Raw genomic sequence first — 19,658 nt, forward strand, 5'->3', positions numbered from 1 at the left:
ATGACCTACCGCATTCTGATCCTTGGCGGGACTACCGAAGCCCGGCAACTGGCCGGAAAGCTGGCCGCGCGCGCCGATCTTGCGATCACGCTGTCGCTGGCCGGTCGCACCGAAACCCCCGTTGCGCAAGGCGTTCCCATTCGCACTGGCGGATTCGGCGGCGCTGGTGGGTTGGCTGCCTATCTCCAGGACATGCGTATCGATCTGCTCATTGACGCCACGCATCCCTATGCGGCGCAAATCTCCGCCAATGCGGCGGAAGCGGCGCAGGAGACCGGCGTGCCGATCGTTGCCCTCAGGCGCCCAGGCTGGGAGCCTGCCGAAGGTGACCGGTGGACGCTGGTGGACAGTGTTGCCAGCGCGGTGACGGCGCTGGGCGCAGTGCCGCGCCACGCCTTCTTGGCTCTTGGCCGACAAGAGGTCGCCGCTTTCGAGGCCGCTCCCCAGCATCATTATCTGATCCGCAGCGTCGATCGGGTTGAGCCAAAACTTGCCATACCCGATGCGACCTATCTCTTGGCGCGCGGGCCGTTCCGTGAGGCCGATGAGCGCGCGCTGCTCGATAGCCACGGCATCGACGTCGTCGTTTCCAAGAACAGCGGCGGCGAGGCGACCTACGGCAAGATCGCCGCAGCACGGGCGCTCGGCATCGAGGTGGTCATGATCCGCAGGCCAGCGCTGCCGGACGTTACCTCGGCTGAGACCGTCGAATCCCTTGCCGCGACGATCGATCATTTTCTCGAGCCTGCTGCGGAACGCGGCGTGTAGACCAGCGTCGGTTTTTCATCGCGCTTGATGATCCTGGTTTCCGGCGAGCCGATGATGATGCAGGTCGCCATGTCTGCCTTCCCGGCATCGGCGTCGGCCAGCAAATACACGTCGATGCGCTCGTCGGGACGGCCGGCGGCGCGACCGAAGACGACCGGCGTGGTGCCGGGCAGGATCGCCGCCAGGCATTCGAAGGCGCGGCCGAGCTGCCAGGGGCGCGCCTTGCTGATCGGATTGTAGAGCGCGATGACGAAACCGGCGCCCGCCGCGGCCAGCAGCCGTAGCTCGATCAAATCCCACGGCTTCAGATTATCTGACAGGGAGATGGCGCAGAAATCATGGCCGAGCGGCGCGCCGATACGGGCAGCGACCGCGAGCATGGCGGTGATGCCGGGTAGCATCGCCACGTCGACGGAATGCCATTCGGCCGGGCCGGCCTCGATTGCCTCGCAGACAGCCGCAGCCATTGCGAAGACACCAGGATCGCCGCCCGAGACGACGGCGACATCGTGGCCTTGCGCGGCCTTTGCCAACGCGTCCTTGGCGCGCGACAGCTCTTCGCGATTGTCGGAAGCGACGCGGGTCTGGTCGGGGCGCAGGTCGAGCCGGTCGAGATACGGCTTGTAGCCGTAGAAGAATTTCGCCTCGGCGACGGCTCGGCTCGCTTCCGGCGTCACCTGGTCGGCATTTCCGGGCCCAAGGCCAATGACGGTCAGGCGGCCGCTCATGCCCCGGTCTCCACCAGCGCTTCGGGACGGCCGGACCAGCCGGCCACCAGGACGATGGCGAAGTAGGGCGCCTTGTCGTCTTGTCTGTCGGCCAGCCGCATCGAAACGCCGCCCGACATGGTGCCGCGCTCGACATAGATGGCACGCGCCAGCTTGCCGGTTGCCTCCAGTGCGCGCCTGATCTTGGGCAGGTTGCGGCCAACCTTCATGATGACTGCGGCATCGGTGTCGGCGAGCCGGCGCGTCAGCTCAAATTCGCTCATTGTGCCCGGCAACACGGTGAGCACGTCGTCGCCCTGGACGATCGGCAGACCGGTCGCCGACCAGCAGCCGGACATGGCGGTGACGCCGGGGATGACCTCGGTCGGAAAGCGGTGCGCCAGCCTGACATGCAGATGCATGTAGGAGCCGTAGAAAAGCGGGTCGCCTTCCGAAAGCACGGCGACCGTCCTGCCGGCGCTGAGGTGATCGGCGACCTTTTCGGCTGATTCTTCGTAGAAGTGCGTTATCTGCGACCGGTAATCGCTGTGATCCTTGTCGATTTCGGTCGTCACGGGATAGAGCAGCGGCAACTCTATCAAATCAGGACGAAAATGGTCGCCGACGATGGCGCGCGCGTTGCTGTTGTTGCCGCGCTTGGCGAAATGCGCGACCACGTCGGCCTCGGCCAGCGCGCGCACCGCCTTCAGCGTCAGCAGCTCGGGGTCGCCGGGACCGGTGCCGACGCCAATGAGTCTACCTTTTGCAATCGCGTTCACAGGCCCGGCCTCGCCAGTGCGTTGAGTGCAGCAGCGGTCATGGCGCTGCCGCCCAACCTGCCGCGTACGATCGCGTAGGGCACGCCATAGGAATTTTCGGCCAGCGCGTCCTTCGATTCGGCCGCACCGACGAAGCCGACCGGCATGCCGATAATCGCTGCCGGTTTCGGTGCCCCGTCGCGCAGCCTTTCCAGCAGGTAGAAAAGTGCGGTCGGCGCATTGCCGATGGCGACGACCGAACCGGCCATGCGCTCGCCCCACAGGTCGATGGCCGCGGCCGAGCGGGTGTTGCCGATCTCCTTGGCGATCTCGGCGGTGCGCTGGTCGCGCAGCGTGCAGATCACCTCGTTGCCGGCGGGCAACCGGGCGCGGGTGACGCCATGCGACACCATCTCGGCGTCGCAGAAGATCGGAGCGCCGGCTGACAGCGCCGTGCGCGCGACGGCGACGAAATCCCCGGAGAAAACGAAGTTCTGGGCGGCCTCGACCTGGCCGCAGGCATGGATCATGCGGATCGCGACATCGGCTTCGGCGTCGGAAAAGCGCGACAGGTCGGCCTCGGCGCGGATGATGGCGAAGGAGCGCTCATAGATCGCCATGCCGTCATGGATATAATCGTAGGTTATATAGTCCTGGGCGGGCATGCTTATTCCTGTCGGTAAGCTTCGATGATGCCTGCCGCGCCAAGCCTTGCCAGGCAAGCGGCGGCGGGTTCACCGGAATGACGTGCGCGGCGGACCGCGGCTGCAATGCTGCCGATGGCGCGCGTGGCGTCATAGCCCGGCCTGTATCCGGCAGGAAGAGCCTTTGCCGTCCCGTCCACGACAAGTCCGGCTCCGTTCTCGCCGCCGACCAAAGTCAGTGCCGTCGCGCCGGGATGGGCGCAGCCCTTGGCGCAGCCGGAAATGTGCAGTGTGAAGGAGGAATCGAGCATGTCGCCGTTTTCAGCGGCGATGATCTCGGCGATATCGCGCGTCGCGATCCGGCCGGAGGTGCAGGCGGGCGCCCCGGGGCAAGCGGCGATGCGGGTGCGTGGGTCGGCCGCGTCGGTGACGAAGCCGAGGGTGGCGGCGAGTTGCTGGAGCGAGTGGGAGGCGGCTGGTGGCAGGCCGATGAAAAGCAGCGCGCGTTGTGGTGCGAGGCGGATTTCGGTGACGCCAAGGGTGAGGGCATGTTGGGTGAGATCGATGAGTTTCTCCGCCGGTATACTGCCGAAGGGCAGGCCGATGCCGAGGGCGGTACCGGCTGCGGCCAGATCGAAAAATCCGACTGGCTGGCATTCCTTCGCGCCCCCCTCTGTCCTGCCGGACATCTCCCCGACTTGGGGGGAGATTGCGCCCTCGTCTCCGCTTTCGCCAATCACCCGAGGTGCTAAGGTGGAGCCGCCGGCGAAGCTGCCAATCTCCCCCCTTGCGGGGGAGATGTCCGGCAGGACAGAGGGGGGTGTGACGGAGTGCCAACTTGCGAGCGAGTTGAGCTGCCGCTCAGACAAATCCCTTGCGCGAGCCTCTCGGCCTTTCTCGGCAACCATCCTTAGAGCCGCCACTGTGATGTCACGGGCTGCACCCACGTCGACCAGGGCAAGCGGCTTCGCACTCTCCCTATCGCCAGCAACAGCTACCAGCCAACGAACGCCCGCGCCCGTTCTTATCGCACTCAGCCTGACATCGGCCCTCACTGCATCCAAGGCCAACTGTCCGCCGCCATCGACGATCACCGATGTCTTCGGTCCCAGGCGCTGCGCCAGTCCGGCTTCATCAATCGCCACGCGAATGCGCTCAGCCAGCATGCGCGGATCAGCGATCTCCTGGGGATCCAGCCCTGCCAGCGGCCCGGTCTCGATCGGCACGCCAGTGCGCACCGCGATCTCCAGCGCATCGACTTCCTCCGCCAGCAGCCGCGCGCTGGCCGGCGTCAGGCCACGTATCTGCAGGCTGCCGCGGGCGGTCACTTCCATGATGCCATTGCCGTGCCGCAGCGCGGATTCGCCGAGTCCGATCAAGGATTTCGGCGACAATCCTCCAGTGATGGGATTGAGCCGCGCCAGAAGGCCGTCGCCGGTCTGCATCGGTGCTGCCAGAGCGGGGCAGGCGCCGCGTCGGGAGAAGGCGTTCATGCCGCTACCTCAAGCGCTTGTGCTTCGGCAATCAATGCGGCGAGATCGTCGTCGATGGAATTGCGCAGTGGATGCCAGAGGCCGCGCCGCCGTGCCGACAGGAAGCGTTCGGCGATGATTTTCGCGGCGGAAGGATTCTCGCGCAGGATGAAGGCGCGTACCAGGGGATCGCCGAGATAGGCGTCATGCACCGCCTCGATCAGCGCACCCGGTATGGCATGGGTGGTTTCGGCGAAGCCGACCAGCCGGTCGACCGTCTCGGCGAATTCCGAAGCGCCGCGCGGCCCGTGCCGCATCTGGCCTGATATGAAGCGCGGATTGACCGCGCGGGCGCGAACTACCCGGGAAACCGCTTCTCCGACCGAGCGCGGCTTCGGCTTCTGCGGGTCCGTGGTGTCGAGGACGATGACGTCGGCGTTCTTGCCGAGTGCCGCAAGCGCTGCCGAGAAACCGCCGATGAAGGCGACATCGGCGGAGCCTTCCAGAATGTCGCGGCCGGGGTCGTCTCCCGTATGGACGAGAAGGTCTGCCTCGGCAACGCGGCCCTCGAACGCGCCGGGCGCCGAAATCCCTTCGCCCTCTGCGCCGCCATAGGCATGCGAGGTGGCGTCGAGGTAGGCGCGGCCGACTTCCTCGCGCGCGGCCCAGTCGCCACTCGACAACAAATCCTCGACGCCGGCGCCGTACGTGCCGGGCGAGGTGCCGAAAATACGCGGGCTTATCTTGCCGTCCGCTCGGGTCCTTGCGGCGAGCGGGTTTTCCGACGCGTCCTCGTCGCGGCCGGCGACGGCGTTGGCGGCCGCATCGATCAGCGCGATCTGGGTCGGGAACATGTCGCGGAACAGTCCTGATATGCGCCAGGTGACATCGACGCGCGGGCGGCCGAGCGTGGCCGGCGGCAGCACCTCGATGCCGGTGACGCGGCCGGTCGAAGCGTCCCATTGCGGCCGGCAACCCATCAGCGCCATACCCTGCGCGATTTCCTCGCCGCCGGTGCGTAACGAGGCCGAGCCCCAGAGGTCGATGACCAGCGAGCGCGGCCAGTCGCCATGCGTTTGCGTGTAGCTGCGCAACACCTCGTCGGCGGCCGCCCTGCCGAGATCGAAGGACGTCGGCGTCGGCATGGTGCGTGGGTCTGATGTGAACAGGTTGCGGCCGGTCGGCAGCACATCCGGCCGGCCACGCGCCGGCGCGCCGGCGGGGCCGGCGGCGACATGGCGGCCGTCGAGGGCCGCGAGGAGCGCTGCTTTCTCGGCCGCCGCGCTTTGTCCGCGCAGCGGATCGGTCTCGCCCGCGCCTTCCCCCCTGGGCGAGCGGCCATAGATATGAAGACCGTCCTTGATGGCGAAATCCTTGAGATCGCAGAGCCAGGCGTCGATGCGGCGCAGCGCCTCGTCAGGCGCGTCGGTGCCGGCAACGCCGGCTTCGGAAGCGAGGCCAGTCTTTTGCGCGGCTTCGACGATCAGCTTCGCCAAGCGGTCGCGGCGGCGGCGGTCGAGCCCGTCGGCCTGGGCATATTCGTCGACCAGCCGTTCGAGCTGGTGCTGGCTCTCGTCCAGTCCGGCGCCGGTCAGCGGCGGCGGCAGATGGCCGAGCGTGACGGCGGCAATGCGCCGCTTGGCCTGTGCTGCCTCTCCCGGATTGGAGACGATGAAGGGATAGATGACGGGCAGTGGACCGGTGACGATCTCGGGAAAGCAGGTCTCGCTGAGCGCGACCGTCTTGCCGGGCAGCCATTCCAGCGTCCCATGGGCGCCGACATGGACGAGGGCATGGATGCCGAGCGACTTGCGCAGCCAGAGACCAAAGGCGATCAGCGCATGTCGCGGCGGCAATGTCGGGTCGTGGTAGTCGGCGCGGCGGTCGATCGAACGCCCGCGATCGGGCGCCAGCGCCACGGTGATGTTGCCGAAGGTGGCGGCGCGGAAGGGGAATTTTGCCGTGGCAGAGAGGGGTGCCTCGCGCAAACCTGTCTCCTCTTCCGCCTTCCCCCAAGCCGCCTCTACCGCAGCGATTGCCGCCGTCGGTAACTCCGTTGAGAAGTCGAGATATTCCTCTAATCCTAGTCCGCTTTCGCCTTGCTTCAGCATCTCCAGCAAATCACGCGGCGTTTGCGGAATCCCCTCGACGCCATAGCCCTGTTCCCTCAGGTCATGCAGCATGGCCAGCACGCTGGACGGCACGTCGAGACCGACGGCGTAGCCGGTGCGGCCGGGGGCGCTGGGATAGTCGGGGATCAGGATGGCGAGCTTGCGCTCCGCGCGCGGCGTCCGCTGCAGGCGGATGAAAGCCTCGACACGGTTCGCCACCTGCGCGACGCGATCCGGCTCCGGCCGGTTGGCGAAGGCGCGGAAGGCCAATGCCGGGTTGATCCCGCTTTCGCCCTTGAAGGAAATGGCGCCGGCGAGGATGCGGCCGTCAAGCTCCGGCAGCACGACATGCATGGCGAGGTCGGCTGGCGCCAGACCACGCTCATTGTTTTGCCAGATGTCGCGGCGGGTGGTCGCGACGATGACCTGAAAGACAGGCACGCCGGCGCGGTCGAACAGGGTTTCTAAGCCGGGTTCGGCTCCGGAGGCGAAAGCGGTCGCGGTGATGATGGCGGCAGGCTTCAGCGTAGACAGCGCGGTTTCGACAAAAGCGAGCGATGCCGGGTCCTTGAGGCTGGAGACGAAGATGGGGACGGGGGCCATGCCGCGTTTCCCGAGCGCCTCGACCAGCGCGTCGACCGGCGCGACATCGGCGGCGAGCAGCATCGAGCGGTAGAACAGGATGGGGATGTTGGGGGCGCGGAGATTGTTGGCGTCGAGATCCGTCCCATCCCCCTCTGTCCTGCCGGACATGTCCCCCGCAAGGGGGGAGATTGCTGCGTCATCGACGATTTCGCCAATCGGGGCGGATCCATCTGTCCGTTGCGAAGCAGAAAACAAACCGGCTTTGGTGACGGCCGATCTCCCCCCTTGCGGGGGAGATGTCCGGCAGGACAGGGGGAGGTGTGAAAGATTGCCGACATTTGATAAATCCGGCCTTTCCACGACACCGCGGCCCGGCTCGTAGTAGCCCGCTTTCGGCACGCTGACCGGCTCGTCAACCGCCGCATCCGAACCAGCCAGCCGTGCCAGCCTCCGCACCAGCGCCTTCATATTCTCCGGGCCGCCCTCACGGAAATAGTCGAGCAGGCTGTCCAGCTCCTCGCGGGGCAGCGTCGAACCTTCGATCAGCCGCAGATCCTCGTCGCGGCATTCGCCAGGCAAAAGCGCCAGTTTTATGCCGCGCGCCCGGGCGGTCGAGGCGAGCTGGTCGCAGCCATAGCGCCACCAGTCGTAACCGCCGAGGATGCGAACCAGGACGACCTTGGCGTGCCGGGCGACACTGTCGATCCAGAGGTCGACAGACATCGGATGGCGCAAATCGCGAAGTGCGGCGAGCCGCATCGACGGCAGTCGTTCCGCGTCCGCTTTCCACGCTGCCGCCAGCCCGGCCAGATCGCTGTCGGTGAAAGACAGCGCCACGACATCCGCAGGCGTCTGCCTGAGATCGACAGGCTCGGCGAGATCGTCGAGCGAGGCGGACGTTGTGGTGAGGATGTGCATCGCGGCTCGTGCCTGAGATCAGCCGGCGAGGATACGTTCGATCGCCGGGCGGTTCAGCCCTTTCAGCCCGATAACGACGAGGCGCGAGCGGCGGTCGTCTTCCGCCGTCCAGGCGCGATCGTAATAGTGATTGACGCGCGGGCCGACGGCCTGCAGCAGGAGCCGCATCGGCTTGCCGCCGACCTCGACGAAGCCTTTCACGCGCAGCACGTTTTCTTCCTCCGCCGCCGTGGCGACGCGCAAAGCCAGCTCATCGGGATTGGCGATCGACGGAATGTCGATAACGAAGGAGTCGAAGTCGTCATGCTCGTGGTCGAGTTCGTCGTCGTGGTGGGTCTTGCGGTTCTCGATGTCGTCCTCGACCGCAAGGCCGAGGCCGAGCAGCACGGACGGATCGACCTTGCCCTGCGAGGTCGGCACGATCTTTACCGCACGCGCGGCGTGCTCGCCGATGATGGCGTTGGCGCGGGCCGAGCCGGCGGCATCCATCAAATCGCTCTTTGACAATATGATCAGGTCGGCACAGGCGAGCTGGTCCTCGAACACCTCCTCGACAGGGTCGTCGTGGTCGAGCGTCTCGTCCTGCGCGCGCTGTGCCTGCAGGGCATCCATGTCGTTGGCGACGCGGCCTTCGGCCAGCGCCGGTCCGTCGACCACCGCGATGATGCCGTCGACCGTCACGCGGCTTTTCACCGTCGGCCACTGGAAGGCCTGGACGAGTGGCTTGGGCAGAGCGAGGCCCGAGGTTTCGATCAGGATGTGGTCGACCTTCGGCGTCCGCGACAGGATCTGGTCGAGCGCCGGGACGAAATCGTCGGCGACGGTGCAGCAGATGCAGCCATTGGCCAGTTCGACGATGTTTTCCTCCGGGCAAGTGTCGATGCCGCAGCCTTTCAGGATCTCGCCGTCGATGCCGACGTCGCCGAATTCGTTGACGATGATGGCCAGACGCTTACCCCCGGCGTTTTCGAGCAGATGGCGGATCAGCGTCGTCTTGCCGGCGCCGAGGAAGCCGGTGACGACGGTACAAGGCACGCGGGAGACGGAAGCGGTCATGTCATGTCCTTCAAAAGGTCGAGGGGAGGGATGCGGGCAACGAGGCCGCGCTTCAGGCAATCGGGCCGGCCGCGCCACGGAATGAGTCCGTCCGTCGAGGTGGCGAAGAGCTTTGCACCAGCGACGAGATCGGCGCCGCTGGTCACGGTCAGGTCGCCGAAGACATAGCTCCAGCAGCCGTCGCGCAAAATCGCGGCGCTCAGTCGGCGTTTGCAGTTGCCGAGGCATTCGACGCTGCGGATAGGGATATTTTCGCCTGCTACAGCGCGGCGTGTGTCTTCGGCAAGCAGTTCGCCGGCGCGAGGAAGGCCATCGGAGCCGGATTCATCGCGACAGGAAGAGCAGACGATCACGGTGACGCCGGCCAAGGCGTCGCTGTCGCCGGACAATATGTCCGCTGTCTCAGCCGAAAAACTGCTGTCGCGTTCCAAATCAGGCTCCTTGCCCGGAAAACCCGCCAGGCGATCGGATTCTTATGTCCTAGACGGCAGGTCTCCTGGCTCGCGGGTCATTGCCTTGGTGCCGCCTTCCCGGGACCGTCCCAGTGGTTTTCGGCCTTGGCTCGTCGCTTACAGTTGCGGGGACAGCCGCGGATTTGAAATCGGAATTTCGCACCGCATTCCCTCTTGGCCCTTGCCGTTGCGGGCAGGGGACCGTCTGGACCGGATTTAGGCTCTTGTGGGCAGCGGTGTCAACGCACCTCTACGACGCGGCAACGTCGGCAAGCGGTTGGCCTAGTTCACCCGCAGGCGTCACCTCGATGCTTTCGAGTCCGAGCCAACCCTGCATCAACTTCAACTCCTCGAAGAGTTCGGCGGCGGTTTGCGGCGGGGCGCCGGGCTCGGCATAGGCGGCATGGACGCGCAGCACGCCGGCGGGGCGGTCGGCCTTGAGATCGATGCGCGCGACGATCCTTTCGCCGAGCAGGAACGGCAGCACGTAATAGCCGTATTGGCGCTTTTCGGCCGGCGTGTAGATCTCGATGCGATAGCGGAAGTCGAACAGTCTTTCCGTGCGCGACCGCTCGAAGACGACCGGATCGAACGGCGCGAGCAGCGCGCGCGCCTCGATCTTGCGTGGAAAACGGGCGTCCTTGTGAAGATAGGCAGGCTTGTCCCAGCCTTCGACGCGAACCGGCAAAAGGTCGCCCGATTCAACCAGTTCCTCGATGCGGTCCTTGATGTCGGCGGGAGAGAGGCGGAAATAGTCGCGCAGGTCGCCGGCTGTCGCGACACCATGGGCGCGGGCGGAAATACGCAGCAACTCGCGGTGCGCATCCTCATGAGAAGGCACCGGCAGGGCAAGTATCGCCGGCGGCAGCACGCGCTCCGGCAGATCATAGAGCCGCTCGAAGCCTCGACGCGACGCCGTGGTGATGCGGCCGGCCCAGAACAGCCATTCGAATGCATGCTTGGCGTCGCTCCAGCCCCACCAGCCGCCCGAGCCCTTCTGGCCTTCGAGAGCCGATGCGGCGATCGGGCCTCGTTCGACGACCTCGCGATAGATGTCTTCAATGTAGGCGGCGCGTTCGCGCCCCCACTTGGCCAGCCCGTTATACATTTCCTCGCCGCGTTCGGCCCGCTCCATGCGCCAGCGCATCAGTGGATAGGTCTCGACCGGCAGAAAGGAGGCTTCGTGCGCCCAATACTCGAAGACCCTGCGCTTGCGGGTCACGGCGGCGTTGTCGAGCAGCGCAAGCGGGTAGGGGCCAAGCCGCGAATAGAGCGGCATATAGTGGGCGCGCACCACCGCGCTGACGGAATCGATCTGCAGCAGGCCGGTCCGGGCGAGCACACGGGCCAGATGGCGGCGATCGGGCGTGCCGTTCGGGCGAGGATCGGCAAACCCCTGTGCGGCAAGCGCGATGCGCCGGGCCACGGCGAGCGAGATCTTTTCCTTCATGCAGACGGCACTCTGTTGGCGTTCGATCAAAGGTTGGGTGATGATTCCGGGCCATGCTAGCAGGGTTTTGGCGGTATCTATGTCAGGAGAGAAAAGTGGAGTAAAAAGTGAAGGAAATCAAACAGGAGCGGATCGGACCAGTTTATCCGGATATGCCGTCCGGCACCCGTGTTTTGAACAAGGTTTGACTTGCTTCGCCGAAAGCCCTGCGCTAACCCTCGCCGCGTTGCAGCATAGAGCCCTAAAACGGTTCAGTGGTTAAACTGTCACGCTTCCGCAAGTGGGACCGGTGCTGTAATCAGAGTGGATTGGCCGCCAACGGAAAGCCGCAGCATGAACGCATTGTTGAGTTCGTACCTGCCCATCGTCCTGTTCATCGGCGTGGCGCTGGTCGTCGGCCTGGCGCTGCTTGCCGCGCCGTTCCTGGTGGCATACCGCAACCCCGATCCGGAAAAGCTTTCCGCCTATGAATGCGGCTTCAACTCGTTCGACGACGCCCGCATGAAGTTCGACATCCGCTTCTACCTGGTGTCGATCCTGTTCATCATCTTCGATCTGGAAGTGGCCTTCCTGTTTCCGTGGGCCGTGTCCTTCAGCCAGGTCGGCATGCTCGGTTTCTGGTCGATGATGGTGTTCCTGGCGGTGCTGACCATCGGCTTTGCCTATGAATGGAAGAAAGGAGCGCTGGAATGGGATTGAGCGACAATTCCGGCACGCTCGTCGCGCCTAAGCCAAAAGGCATTCTCGACCCCAGCACCGGAAAGCCGGTGGGGGCGAACGATCCCTTTTTCCTCGAGATCAACAACGAGCTTGCCGACAAGGGTTTTCTCGTCACCTCGACCGAGGCGCTGATCACCTGGGCGCGCAGCGGCTCGCTGATGTTCATGACCTTCGGTCTCGCCTGCTGCGCGGTCGAGATGATCCATACCTCGATGCCGCGCTACGACTCGGAGAGGTTCGGTGTTGCTCCTCGCGCGTCTCCGCGCCAGTCCGACATCATGATCGTCGCCGGCACGCTGACCAACAAGATGGCGCCGGCGCTGCGCAAGGTCTACGACCAGATGCCGGAGCCGCGCTACGTCATTTCGATGGGCTCCTGCGCCAATGGCGGCGGCTACTATCACTATTCCTATTCGGTGGTGCGCGGCTGCGACCGCGTCGTGCCGGTCGACATCTATGTTCCCGGTTGTCCACCGAGTGCGGAAGCCCTGCTCTACGGCATCCTTCTTTTGCAAAAGAAGATCCGCCGCACCGGCACGATCGAGCGGTGAGCGGGATGATGAAGCTGTCGTTGAATGAACTCTCGACCTATCTCGGCGAGAAGCTGAGCGGCCGCATCGGCGATGCGGTGTTTGCTTATGGCGAACTCACCATCTCTGTCGAGCCGCACGACCTGATCGAGGTGGTGACATTGCTGCGCGACGATAAAAACTGCCAGTTCATCTCGATCATCGACGTGTGCGGCGCCGATTATCCGTCGCGGGCCAAGCGCTTCGACGTCGTCTATCACCTGCTGTCGCCGAAGCAGAATATTCGCATCCGGATCAAGGTCCAGGCCGACGAGGAGACCGTGGTGCCGTCGATCACCGGCGTCTATCCCGGCGCCGACTGGTTCGAACGCGAAACCTACGATCTCTATGGCGTGCTGTTTTCGGGCCATCCCGATCTCAGGCGGATTCTGACCGATTACGGCTTCGAAGGTCATCCGCTGCGCAAGGATTTCCCGCTGACCGGCTTCGTCGAGGTGCGCTACGACGACGAGGCCAAGCGGGTCGTCTACGAGCCGGTGGAATTGAAGCAGGAATTCCGCAATTTCGATTTTCTGTCTCCGTGGGAAGGTACGGACTACGTGCTTCCGGGGGATGAGAAGGCAAAGCAGTAAATGGCTGAAACCTCCGTTCGCAACTTCAACATCAATTTCGGCCCGCAACATCCGGCGGCGCATGGCGTTTTGCGCCTCGTGCTGGAGCTCGACGGCGAAGTCGTCGACCGTGTCGATCCGCATATCGGGCTGTTGCATCGCGGCACCGAAAAGCTGATCGAAGCCAAAACCTATCTGCAGGCCGTGCCTTATCTCGACCGGCTCGATTATTGCGCGCCGATGAACCAGGAGCATGCCTTCGCGCTTGCCGCTGAGCGCCTGCTCGGCATCGAGGTGCCGAAGCGCGGCCAGCTCATCCGCGTGCTGTACAGCGAGATGGGCCGCATCATGTCGCACATTCTCAACGTGACGACGCAGGCGATGGATGTCGGCGCGCTGACGCCGCCGCTGTGGGGCTTCGTCGAGCGCGAAAAACTCATGGTGTTCTACGAACGGGCCAGCGGCTCGCGCATGCATGCGGCCTATTTCCGGCCCGGCGGCGTCCACCAGGACCTGCCGCAGAGGCTGGTCGAGGACATCGGCAAGTGGATCGACCCGTTCCTGAAATCGATCGACGATCTCGACGCACTGCTGACCGGCAACCGCATCTTCAAGCAGCGCAATGTCGACATCGGCACCGTGTCGCTGGCCGATGCCTGGGCCTGGGGTTTTTCGGGCGTCATGGTGCGCGGTTCGGGCGTCGCCTGGGACCTGCGCAAGTCGCAGCCCTATGAATGCTATGCCGAGATGGATTTTGACATTCCGGTCGGCAAGAACGGCGACTGCTATGACCGTTATCTCGTGCGCATGGAAGAGATGCGCCAGTCGGCCAAGATCATGCGCCAGTGCGTCGACCTGCTGCTCGGCAAGGAAGGCAGCGGACCGGTGTCGAACCTCGACGGCAAGGTGGTGCCGCCGAAGCGCGCGGCGATGAAGCGCTCGATGGAAGCGCTGATCCATCACTTCAAGCTCTACACCGAAGGCTACCGCGTGCCGGCGGGCGAGGTCTATGCGGCGGTCGAAGCGCCGAAGGGCGAGTTCGGCGTATACCTGGTTTCGGACGGCACCAACAAGCCCTACCGCTGCAAGCTGCGTGCGCCAGGCTTCGCGCATCTGCAAGCCATGGACTTCCTGTGCCGCGGCCACATGCTGGCCGACGTCACCGCCGTGCTTGGCTCCCTCGACATCGTGTTTGGTGAGGTCGATCGCTAAATGTCAGTCCGCCGTCTCGCAGAAGCCAGCCTCCAGCCAGCCTCCTTCGCCTTCAACCGGGCGAATGCGGCCGCGGCGAGGCAATGGATCAAGAAATATCCGAAGGGCCGCGAGCAGTCGGCGATCATCCCCTTGCTGATGCTGGCGCAGGAGCAGGAAGGCTGGGTGACCAAGGCGGCGATCGAGACGATCTCCGACATGCTCGGCATGCCCTACATCCGTGGGCTCGAAGTCGCGACCTTCTACACGCAGTACCAGCTCAATCCGGTCGGCACCCGCGCGCATATCCAGGTCTGCGGCACCACGCCCTGCATGCTGCGCGGCTCGGAAGCGCTGATGGATGTCTGCCGCTCGAAAATACATCACGACCAGTTCCACACCAACGACAAGGGCACGCTGTCGTGGGAAGAGGTCGAATGCCTCGGCGCCTGCGTCAACGCGCCGATGGTGATGATTTTCAAGGACACGTTCGAGGACCTGACGCCGGAGCGGCTGGCCGAGATCATCGACCTCTGTGATGCCGGCAAGGGCGCCTCGGTGACGCCGGGGCCGCAGAACGGCCGCATCACCTCCGAGCCGCTCACCGGTCTGACGACGCTGAAGAGCGAAAAGGCAATTTTGAAGACGACCCGCGACAGGGAAGCCAAGGCGGCAGCGAAAGCCGCCCAGGCAGCACCGGAGGCCATAGTCGCTATGGCTGCGCAGGCACCGGCTGCCCCCGTTGCGCCGTCGAAAGCCAGCAAGCCGAAGACCGATGCGCCCGAAACCAGCCCGGCGCTGAAGTCGCCTTCGCCGGTCAAGGTGGCGCAGGCAACGGAAAAGGCGGCGAGCGTCGCCGCGCCGCGGCATTCGGCGGCCAACGCCAACAAGGCCGCGCCGGAAGTCGAAAAAGTCTCGAAACAGCGCAGCGGTCCCAAGACCAAGGCTGAGCCGGCGGCTGCTTTCAAGGCGCCGGAAGCCAAGGGCGCGCAGCTCGGCGCTGCCGCCAAGACGACCAGAGCCAAGACGGCCAGTGCCAAGACGGGCAAGCCCTCGCTCGAGGACAAGAACCGCCCAGCCGGCATCGCAAAGCCGGCGCTGGTCGACGATCTCAAGCTGATCTCGGGCGTCGGCCCGAAGATCGAAGGCATCCTGCATTCGCTGGGCATCTTCACCTATGCGCAGGTCTCGTCGTGGAAGAAAGCCGAGCGCGACTGGGTGGATGGCTATCTCAGCTTCCACGGCCGCATCGAGCGCGAAGACTGGGTCAAACAGGCCAAGGCGCTCGCCACGGGCGGGGTCGCCGAATATATCCGCGTCTTCGGCAAGAAGCCGGTCTGAGGAACGAACAATGCTTCAGGACAGAGACCGCATCTTCAACAACATCTACGGCCGCTTCGACAGGTCGCTCGCCGGCGCGATGGCGCGCGGCGCCTGGGACAACACGCCAGGCATCATCGCCAAGGGACGCGACTGGATCGTCAACGAGATGAAGGCATCGGGCTTGCGCGGACGCGGCGGCGCCGGCTTCCCGACCGGGTTGAAATGGTCGTTCATGCCCAAGCAGAGCGACGGCCGTCCGAGCTATCTCGTCGTCAATGCCGACGAATCCGAGCCCGGCACCTGCAAGGACCGCGACATATTGCGCCATGACCCGCACACGCTGGTCGAGGGCTGCCTGATCGCCGGCTTCGCCATGGGCGCGGTCGCCGCCTACATCTATGTGCGCGGCGAGTTCATCCGCGAGCGCGAGGCGCTGCAGCGCGCCATCGACGAGGCCTATGAGGCCAAGCTGATCGGCAAGAACAACACGTCAGGCTACGATTTCGACATCTACATGCACCACGGCGCCGGCGCCTATATCTGCGGCGAGGAAACGGCGCTGCTCGAAAGCCTCGAGGGCAAGAAGGGCCAGCCGCGGCTGAAGCCGCCATTTCCGGCCAATGTCGGCCTCTATGGCTGCCCGACGACGGTCAACAATGTCGAGTCCATCGCGGTGGCGCCGACCATCCTGCGCCGCGGCGCTGCCTGGTTCTCGTCCTTCGGCCGGCCCAACAACGTCGGCACCAAGCTGTTCTGCATCTCCGGCCACGTCAACAATCCGTGCACCGTCGAAGAGGCGATGTCGATCCCGTTCCGCGAGCTGATCGAGACGCATTGCGGCGGCATTCGCGGCGGCTGGGACAATCTGCTGGCGGTCATTCCGGGCGGCGCTTCGGTGCCGCTGGTGCCGGCGGAGCAGATCATCGACGCGCCGATGGATTTCGATGCGCTGCGCGACCTGAAATCGGGCCTCGGCACGGCGGCTGTCATCGTCATGGACAAATCCACCGATATCGTGAAGGCGATCGCCCGGCTTTCCTACTTCTACAAGCACGAGAGCTGCGGCCAGTGCACGCCGTGCCGCGAAGGCACCGGCTGGATGTGGCGGGTGATGGAGCGGCTGGTGCGCGGCGAGGCGCAGAAGCGCGAGATCGACATGCTGCTCGACGTGACCAAGCAGGTCGAAGGCCACACGATCTGCGCGCTGGGCGATGCGGCGGCGTGGCCGATCCAGGGCCTGATGCGGCATTTCCGCGGCGAGGTGGAGCGGCGTATCGACGAGTTTTCGCGCAACGCGCACCGGGCAGAGCCGGTGATGGTGGCGGCGGAATAGACAAGAAATCGACGCGGGCGAATGCCCGAAATGGGTACGGGCGAGCGCCCGATTTGAAATACGGGCGAGCGCCCGATTTGAAATACGGGCAAAGGCCCGATTTGGAAATACGGGCGAAGGCCCGATTTGAGAAAACAGGCTCGGGGCAAACGGAAGAAACGACCAGGAGATCGCCTATGTCGCTGAATTCGAGACCCGATCATTTGATGCCAGATTTGGACCCGTTCGAGAAGATGAACCAGGAACTGACCAGGATGATGCCGAAGGAGATGGCGAGCGCCGTCAATCTCCTGGCGCACCCTGCCGCGGGTGCGGCGGCGATGTCGGCGCTCGGCATCGGGCTTGCCAACCACGCCTTTGGCGTGTGGATGGGTGCGCTCTCGGGTGCCGCGCAGGCCTCGCAGCGGCTGTTTCAGCCGATCGTCGACGATTTCGAGGCCGGGGCCGAACGCTTTTCGGAAACAGCGACAAGCTCCTCGACCAAGGCGCGCGCGGCGACGAAGACCTTGATCGCCGAGGCGCAGTCCTTCGCCAATGACGTGAATGATATAGCGGCGAACAGCATGGATGATGCACGTAGCGTGGCGGACGTGGATGCGGCTGCCGAGCCGGCCGGGTTGATGCCCGAGGATTTCAAGCAGCCCAAGGCCATGGCCCGACCGGCAAATCCAGCCGACCTCAAGGCGATATCGGGCATTGGGCCGAAGCTGGAAAAGGTGCTGAACGGCTTGGGCATCTGGACATTCGGCCAGATCGCGGCATGGACGCCGGAAGAGATCGCCTGGGTCGACGATTATCTGTCGTTCAAGGGCCGCATCGATCGCGACGACTGGCTTGGCCAGGCGGCGGCGCTGGCCAAGGCCAAACATTGAATTCAATGCCGGGCGCGGTTTCGGCTGCGCCCGGAAAGAAAGATTGCGGAACGTCCGCAGGGGTTTGAGACGACATGGCAAAGCTCAAGGTCGACGGGAAAGAGATCACTGTACCCGACCACTACACGCTGCTGCAGGCGGCTGAGGACGCCGGCGCGGAAGTGCCGCGCTTCTGCTTCCATGAGCGGTTGTCGATCGCCGGCAATTGCCGCATGTGCCTGATCGAGGTGAAGGGCGGACCGCCCAAGCCGCAGGCCTCCTGCGCCATGGGCGTGCGCGACCTGCGCCCCGGCCCGAACGGCGAAACGCCGGAAATCTTCACCAACACGCCGATGGTCAAGAAGGCCAGGGAAGGCGTGATGGAATTTCTGCTGATCAACCATCCGCTGGATTGCCCGATCTGCGACCAGGGCGGCGAGTGCGACCTGCAGGACCAGGCGATGGCCTTCGGCGTCGATTCCTCGCGCTATCACGAGAACAAGCGGGCGGTCGAAGACAAGTATATCGGGCCGCTGGTCAAGACGATCATGAACCGCTGCATCCACTGCACGCGCTGCGTCCGCTTCACCACCGAAATCGCCGGCATTTCCGAACTCGGCTTGATCGGCCGCGGCGAGGACGCCGAGATCACCACCTATCTCGAAAGCGCGATGACCTCGGAACTGCAGGGCAACGTCATCGACCTTTGCCCGGTCGGTGCGCTGACCTCCAAGCCCTACGCTTTCCAGGCGCGGCCGTGGGAGCTGACCAAGACCGAATCCATCGATGTGATGGATGCCGTCGGCTCGGCGATCCGCGTCGATTCCAGAGGCCGCGAGGTGATGCGCATCCTGCCGCGCACCAACGAGGCGGTGAACGAGGAGTGGATTTCCGACAAGACCCGCTTCATCTGGGACGGCTTGCGCACCCAGCGCCTCGACCGCCCCTATGTGCGCAAGGATGGCAGGCTGGTGCCGGCAAGCTGGGCCGAGGCATTTTCCGCGATCAAGGAGGCGGTGTCGAAGACATCGCCCGAAAAGATCGGCGCCATATCAGGCGATCTCGCCGCCGTTGAGGAAATTTATGCGCTGAAGCTGCTGATGGCCTCGCTCGGCTCGAAGAACACCGACTGCCGCCAGGATGGCGCGGCACTCGATCCCTCGCTCGGCCGGGCAAGCTATATCTTCAATCCCACCATCGAGGGCATCGAGCAAGCCGACGCGGTGCTGATCATCGGCGCCAATCCGCGCTTCGAGGCGTCCTTGCTCAACGCCCGGATCCGCAAGCGCTGGCGGGTCGGCAATCTGCCGGTCGGCGTCATCGGCGACGTCGGCGACACGCGCTACGAGTATGAGCAGCTCGGCGCCGGACCGGAATCGCTGAAGGAACTGGCCGACGGCAATGGCAAGTTCTTCCAGGTGCTGAAGAAGGCGATGCATCCGCTCATCATCGTCGGCCAGGGAGCCCTGGCACGTTCAGACGGCGCGGCCGTGCTCGGCCAGGCGGCGAAGCTTAGCCTGGCCGTCAATGCCGCGAGGGCTGACTGGAACGGCTTTGCCGTGCTGCACACTGCGGCGGGGCGCGTGGGCGGTCTCGATGTCGGCTTCGTGCCGGGCGAGGGCGGCATGAACGTCGCCGGCATGCTGGGCGACATGGACGTGCTGTTCCTGCTCGGTGCCGACGAGATCGACATGGCCAAGACCGGCGGCGCCTTCGTCGTCTATATCGGCACGCATGGCGACCAGGGTGCGCACCGCGCCAACGTCATCCTGCCAGGTGCCGCCTACACCGAAAAATCGGGCACCTACGTCAACACCGAGGGCCGCGTGCAGCAGACCAACCGTGCCGGTTTCGCGCCGGGCGATGCGCGCGAGGACTGGGCGATCCTGCGGGCCCTGTCGGATGTGCTGGGCAGGAAACTGCCGTTCGATTCGCTGCCGCAGCTTCGCGCAAAACTCTATTCGGAATTTCCGCATCTCGCCCGCATCGACCAGGTCGCGGCCGGCAACGCCGACGATGTCGCCAAGGTGGCGAAGCTCGGCGGGCGGCTGAACAAGGGCAGCTTCACCTCGCCGGTCAAGGATTTCTACCTGACCAATCCGATCGCGCGGGCTTCCGCCGTGATGGCGGAATGCTCGGCGCTGGCGAAAAACGGCTTCAGGCAGGCGGCGGAATAAG

17 protein-coding genes and 1 riboswitch are annotated in these 19,658 nt (G+C 64.8%); of the genes, 9 read left to right on the top strand and 8 right to left on the bottom strand.

Annotated features, from left to right (window positions below; all coding sequences use genetic code 11):
• Positions 1–768: a cobalt-precorrin-6A reductase gene (locus tag AC0NID_RS18780; RefSeq protein WP_473455706.1), complete on the top strand. Its 768-nt coding sequence runs from the start codon at positions 1–3 to the stop codon at positions 766–768.
• Here the strand turns inward: AC0NID_RS18780 and AC0NID_RS18785 are convergent.
• The 8 genes from AC0NID_RS18785 to AC0NID_RS18820 all read right to left on the bottom strand — a co-directional run bounded on the left by AC0NID_RS18785 (position 732) and on the right by AC0NID_RS18820 (position 10,921).
• Positions 732–1,496 carry a precorrin-3B C(17)-methyltransferase gene (locus AC0NID_RS18785; RefSeq protein WP_473455705.1) on the bottom strand — a complete coding sequence of 255 codons (765 nt, stop codon included), beginning with the start codon at positions 1,494–1,496 and terminating at the stop codon, positions 732–734. The genes AC0NID_RS18780 and AC0NID_RS18785 overlap by 37 nt on opposite strands.
• On the bottom strand, positions 1,493–2,254 hold the full coding sequence (locus AC0NID_RS18790) for a precorrin-2 C(20)-methyltransferase (protein ID WP_473455704.1): 762 nt from the start codon (positions 2,252–2,254) through the stop codon (positions 1,493–1,495). The genes AC0NID_RS18785 and AC0NID_RS18790 overlap by 4 nt, the downstream gene beginning before the upstream one ends.
• On the bottom strand, positions 2,251–2,898 hold the full coding sequence (locus AC0NID_RS18795) for a precorrin-8X methylmutase (RefSeq protein ID WP_473455703.1): 648 nt from the start codon (positions 2,896–2,898) through the stop codon (positions 2,251–2,253). The genes AC0NID_RS18790 and AC0NID_RS18795 overlap by 4 nt, the downstream gene beginning before the upstream one ends.
• A gap of 2 nt (positions 2,899–2,900) precedes the next feature.
• Positions 2,901–4,370 carry a precorrin-3B synthase gene (gene cobG, locus AC0NID_RS18800; RefSeq protein ID WP_473455702.1) on the bottom strand — a complete coding sequence of 490 codons (1,470 nt, stop codon included), beginning with the start codon at positions 4,368–4,370 and terminating at the stop codon, positions 2,901–2,903.
• Positions 4,367–7,963: a cobaltochelatase subunit CobN gene (gene cobN, locus AC0NID_RS18805; protein WP_473455700.1), complete on the bottom strand. Its 3,597-nt coding sequence runs from the start codon at positions 7,961–7,963 to the stop codon at positions 4,367–4,369. The genes cobG and cobN overlap by 4 nt, the downstream gene beginning before the upstream one ends.
• An 18-nt stretch (positions 7,964–7,981) precedes the next feature.
• Positions 7,982–9,019, bottom strand: a complete 1,038-nt coding sequence (gene cobW / locus AC0NID_RS18810; protein ID WP_473455699.1) for a cobalamin biosynthesis protein CobW — start codon at positions 9,017–9,019, stop codon at positions 7,982–7,984.
• Positions 9,016–9,450, bottom strand: a complete 435-nt coding sequence (locus AC0NID_RS18815) for a DUF1636 family protein (RefSeq protein WP_473455698.1) — start codon at positions 9,448–9,450, stop codon at positions 9,016–9,018. Before AC0NID_RS18815 ends, cobW begins: the two co-directional genes overlap by 4 nt.
• Before the next feature lie 38 nt (positions 9,451–9,488).
• Positions 9,489–9,692: riboswitch (cobalamin riboswitch) on the bottom strand.
• A gap of 29 nt (positions 9,693–9,721) precedes the next feature.
• Positions 9,722–10,921, bottom strand: a complete 1,200-nt coding sequence (locus tag AC0NID_RS18820; RefSeq protein WP_473455697.1) for a winged helix-turn-helix domain-containing protein — start codon at positions 10,919–10,921, stop codon at positions 9,722–9,724.
• Positions 10,922–11,254: 333 nt separating this feature from the next.
• Here AC0NID_RS18820 and AC0NID_RS18825 point away from each other — a divergent pair, with 333 nt between their 5' ends.
• From AC0NID_RS18825 to nuoG, 8 genes are all read left to right on the top strand, one after another.
• Positions 11,255–11,620, top strand: coding sequence for an NADH-quinone oxidoreductase subunit A (locus AC0NID_RS18825; RefSeq protein ID WP_145720906.1), 366 nt, complete (start codon positions 11,255–11,257; stop codon positions 11,618–11,620).
• Positions 11,611–12,192, top strand: a complete 582-nt coding sequence (locus tag AC0NID_RS18830) for a NuoB/complex I 20 kDa subunit family protein (protein ID WP_027156092.1) — start codon at positions 11,611–11,613, stop codon at positions 12,190–12,192. Before AC0NID_RS18825 ends, AC0NID_RS18830 begins: the two co-directional genes overlap by 10 nt.
• 8 nt (positions 12,193–12,200) lie before the next feature.
• Entirely contained in the window at positions 12,201–12,803 is a 603-nt protein-coding gene (locus AC0NID_RS18835; protein WP_473455718.1) for an NADH-quinone oxidoreductase subunit C, read from the top strand.
• Positions 12,804–13,994: an NADH-quinone oxidoreductase subunit D gene (locus AC0NID_RS18840; protein WP_473455696.1), complete on the top strand. Its 1,191-nt coding sequence runs from the start codon at positions 12,804–12,806 to the stop codon at positions 13,992–13,994.
• Complete coding sequence (locus AC0NID_RS18845; protein WP_473455695.1) at positions 13,995–15,314, top strand: NADH-quinone oxidoreductase subunit E; 1,320 nt, start codon at positions 13,995–13,997, stop codon at positions 15,312–15,314.
• Between the two features lie 10 nt (positions 15,315–15,324).
• Entirely contained in the window at positions 15,325–16,629 is a 1,305-nt protein-coding gene (gene nuoF, locus AC0NID_RS18850) for an NADH-quinone oxidoreductase subunit NuoF (protein ID WP_473455694.1), read from the top strand.
• Between the two features lie 176 nt (positions 16,630–16,805).
• Positions 16,806–17,501, top strand: coding sequence for an NADH-ubiquinone dehydrogenase (locus AC0NID_RS18855; protein ID WP_473455693.1), 696 nt, complete (start codon positions 16,806–16,808; stop codon positions 17,499–17,501).
• Between the two features lie 74 nt (positions 17,502–17,575).
• Positions 17,576–19,657 carry an NADH-quinone oxidoreductase subunit NuoG gene (nuoG, locus tag AC0NID_RS18860; protein ID WP_473455692.1) on the top strand — a complete coding sequence of 694 codons (2,082 nt, stop codon included), beginning with the start codon at positions 17,576–17,578 and terminating at the stop codon, positions 19,655–19,657.
• Position 19,658 lies beyond the last annotated feature (1 nt).

This window comes from Mesorhizobium sp. WSM4821 (genome assembly GCF_055901555.1).

Excerpts from the sequence above, each read along its gene's own strand:
- AC0NID_RS18840 (WP_473455696.1), top strand. The coding sequence starts at position 12,804 with ATGGCTGAAACCTCCGTTCGCAACTTCAACATCAATTTCGGCCCGCAA.
- cobN (WP_473455700.1), bottom strand. The coding sequence starts at position 7,963 with ATGCACATCCTCACCACAACGTCCGCCTCGCTCGACGATCTCGCCGAG.
- nuoG (WP_473455692.1), top strand. The coding sequence starts at position 17,576 with ATGGCAAAGCTCAAGGTCGACGGGAAAGAGATCACTGTACCCGACCAC.
- cobG (WP_473455702.1), bottom strand. The coding sequence starts at position 4,370 with ATGAACGCCTTCTCCCGACGCGGCGCCTGCCCCGCTCTGGCAGCACCG.
- AC0NID_RS18845 (WP_473455695.1), top strand. The coding sequence starts at position 13,995 with ATGTCAGTCCGCCGTCTCGCAGAAGCCAGCCTCCAGCCAGCCTCCTTC.
- cobW (WP_473455699.1), bottom strand. The coding sequence starts at position 9,019 with ATGACCGCTTCCGTCTCCCGCGTGCCTTGTACCGTCGTCACCGGCTTC.
- AC0NID_RS18820 (WP_473455697.1), bottom strand. The coding sequence starts at position 10,921 with ATGAAGGAAAAGATCTCGCTCGCCGTGGCCCGGCGCATCGCGCTTGCC.
- AC0NID_RS18780 (WP_473455706.1), top strand. The coding sequence starts at position 1 with ATGACCTACCGCATTCTGATCCTTGGCGGGACTACCGAAGCCCGGCAA.
- AC0NID_RS18830 (WP_027156092.1), top strand. The coding sequence starts at position 11,611 with ATGGGATTGAGCGACAATTCCGGCACGCTCGTCGCGCCTAAGCCAAAA.
- AC0NID_RS18785 (WP_473455705.1), bottom strand. The coding sequence starts at position 1,496 with ATGAGCGGCCGCCTGACCGTCATTGGCCTTGGGCCCGGAAATGCCGAC.
- AC0NID_RS18825 (WP_145720906.1), top strand. The coding sequence starts at position 11,255 with ATGAACGCATTGTTGAGTTCGTACCTGCCCATCGTCCTGTTCATCGGC.
- AC0NID_RS18835 (WP_473455718.1), top strand. The coding sequence starts at position 12,201 with ATGAAGCTGTCGTTGAATGAACTCTCGACCTATCTCGGCGAGAAGCTG.
- nuoF (WP_473455694.1), top strand. The coding sequence starts at position 15,325 with ATGCTTCAGGACAGAGACCGCATCTTCAACAACATCTACGGCCGCTTC.
- AC0NID_RS18795 (WP_473455703.1), bottom strand. The coding sequence starts at position 2,898 with ATGCCCGCCCAGGACTATATAACCTACGATTATATCCATGACGGCATG.
- AC0NID_RS18855 (WP_473455693.1), top strand. The coding sequence starts at position 16,806 with ATGTCGCTGAATTCGAGACCCGATCATTTGATGCCAGATTTGGACCCG.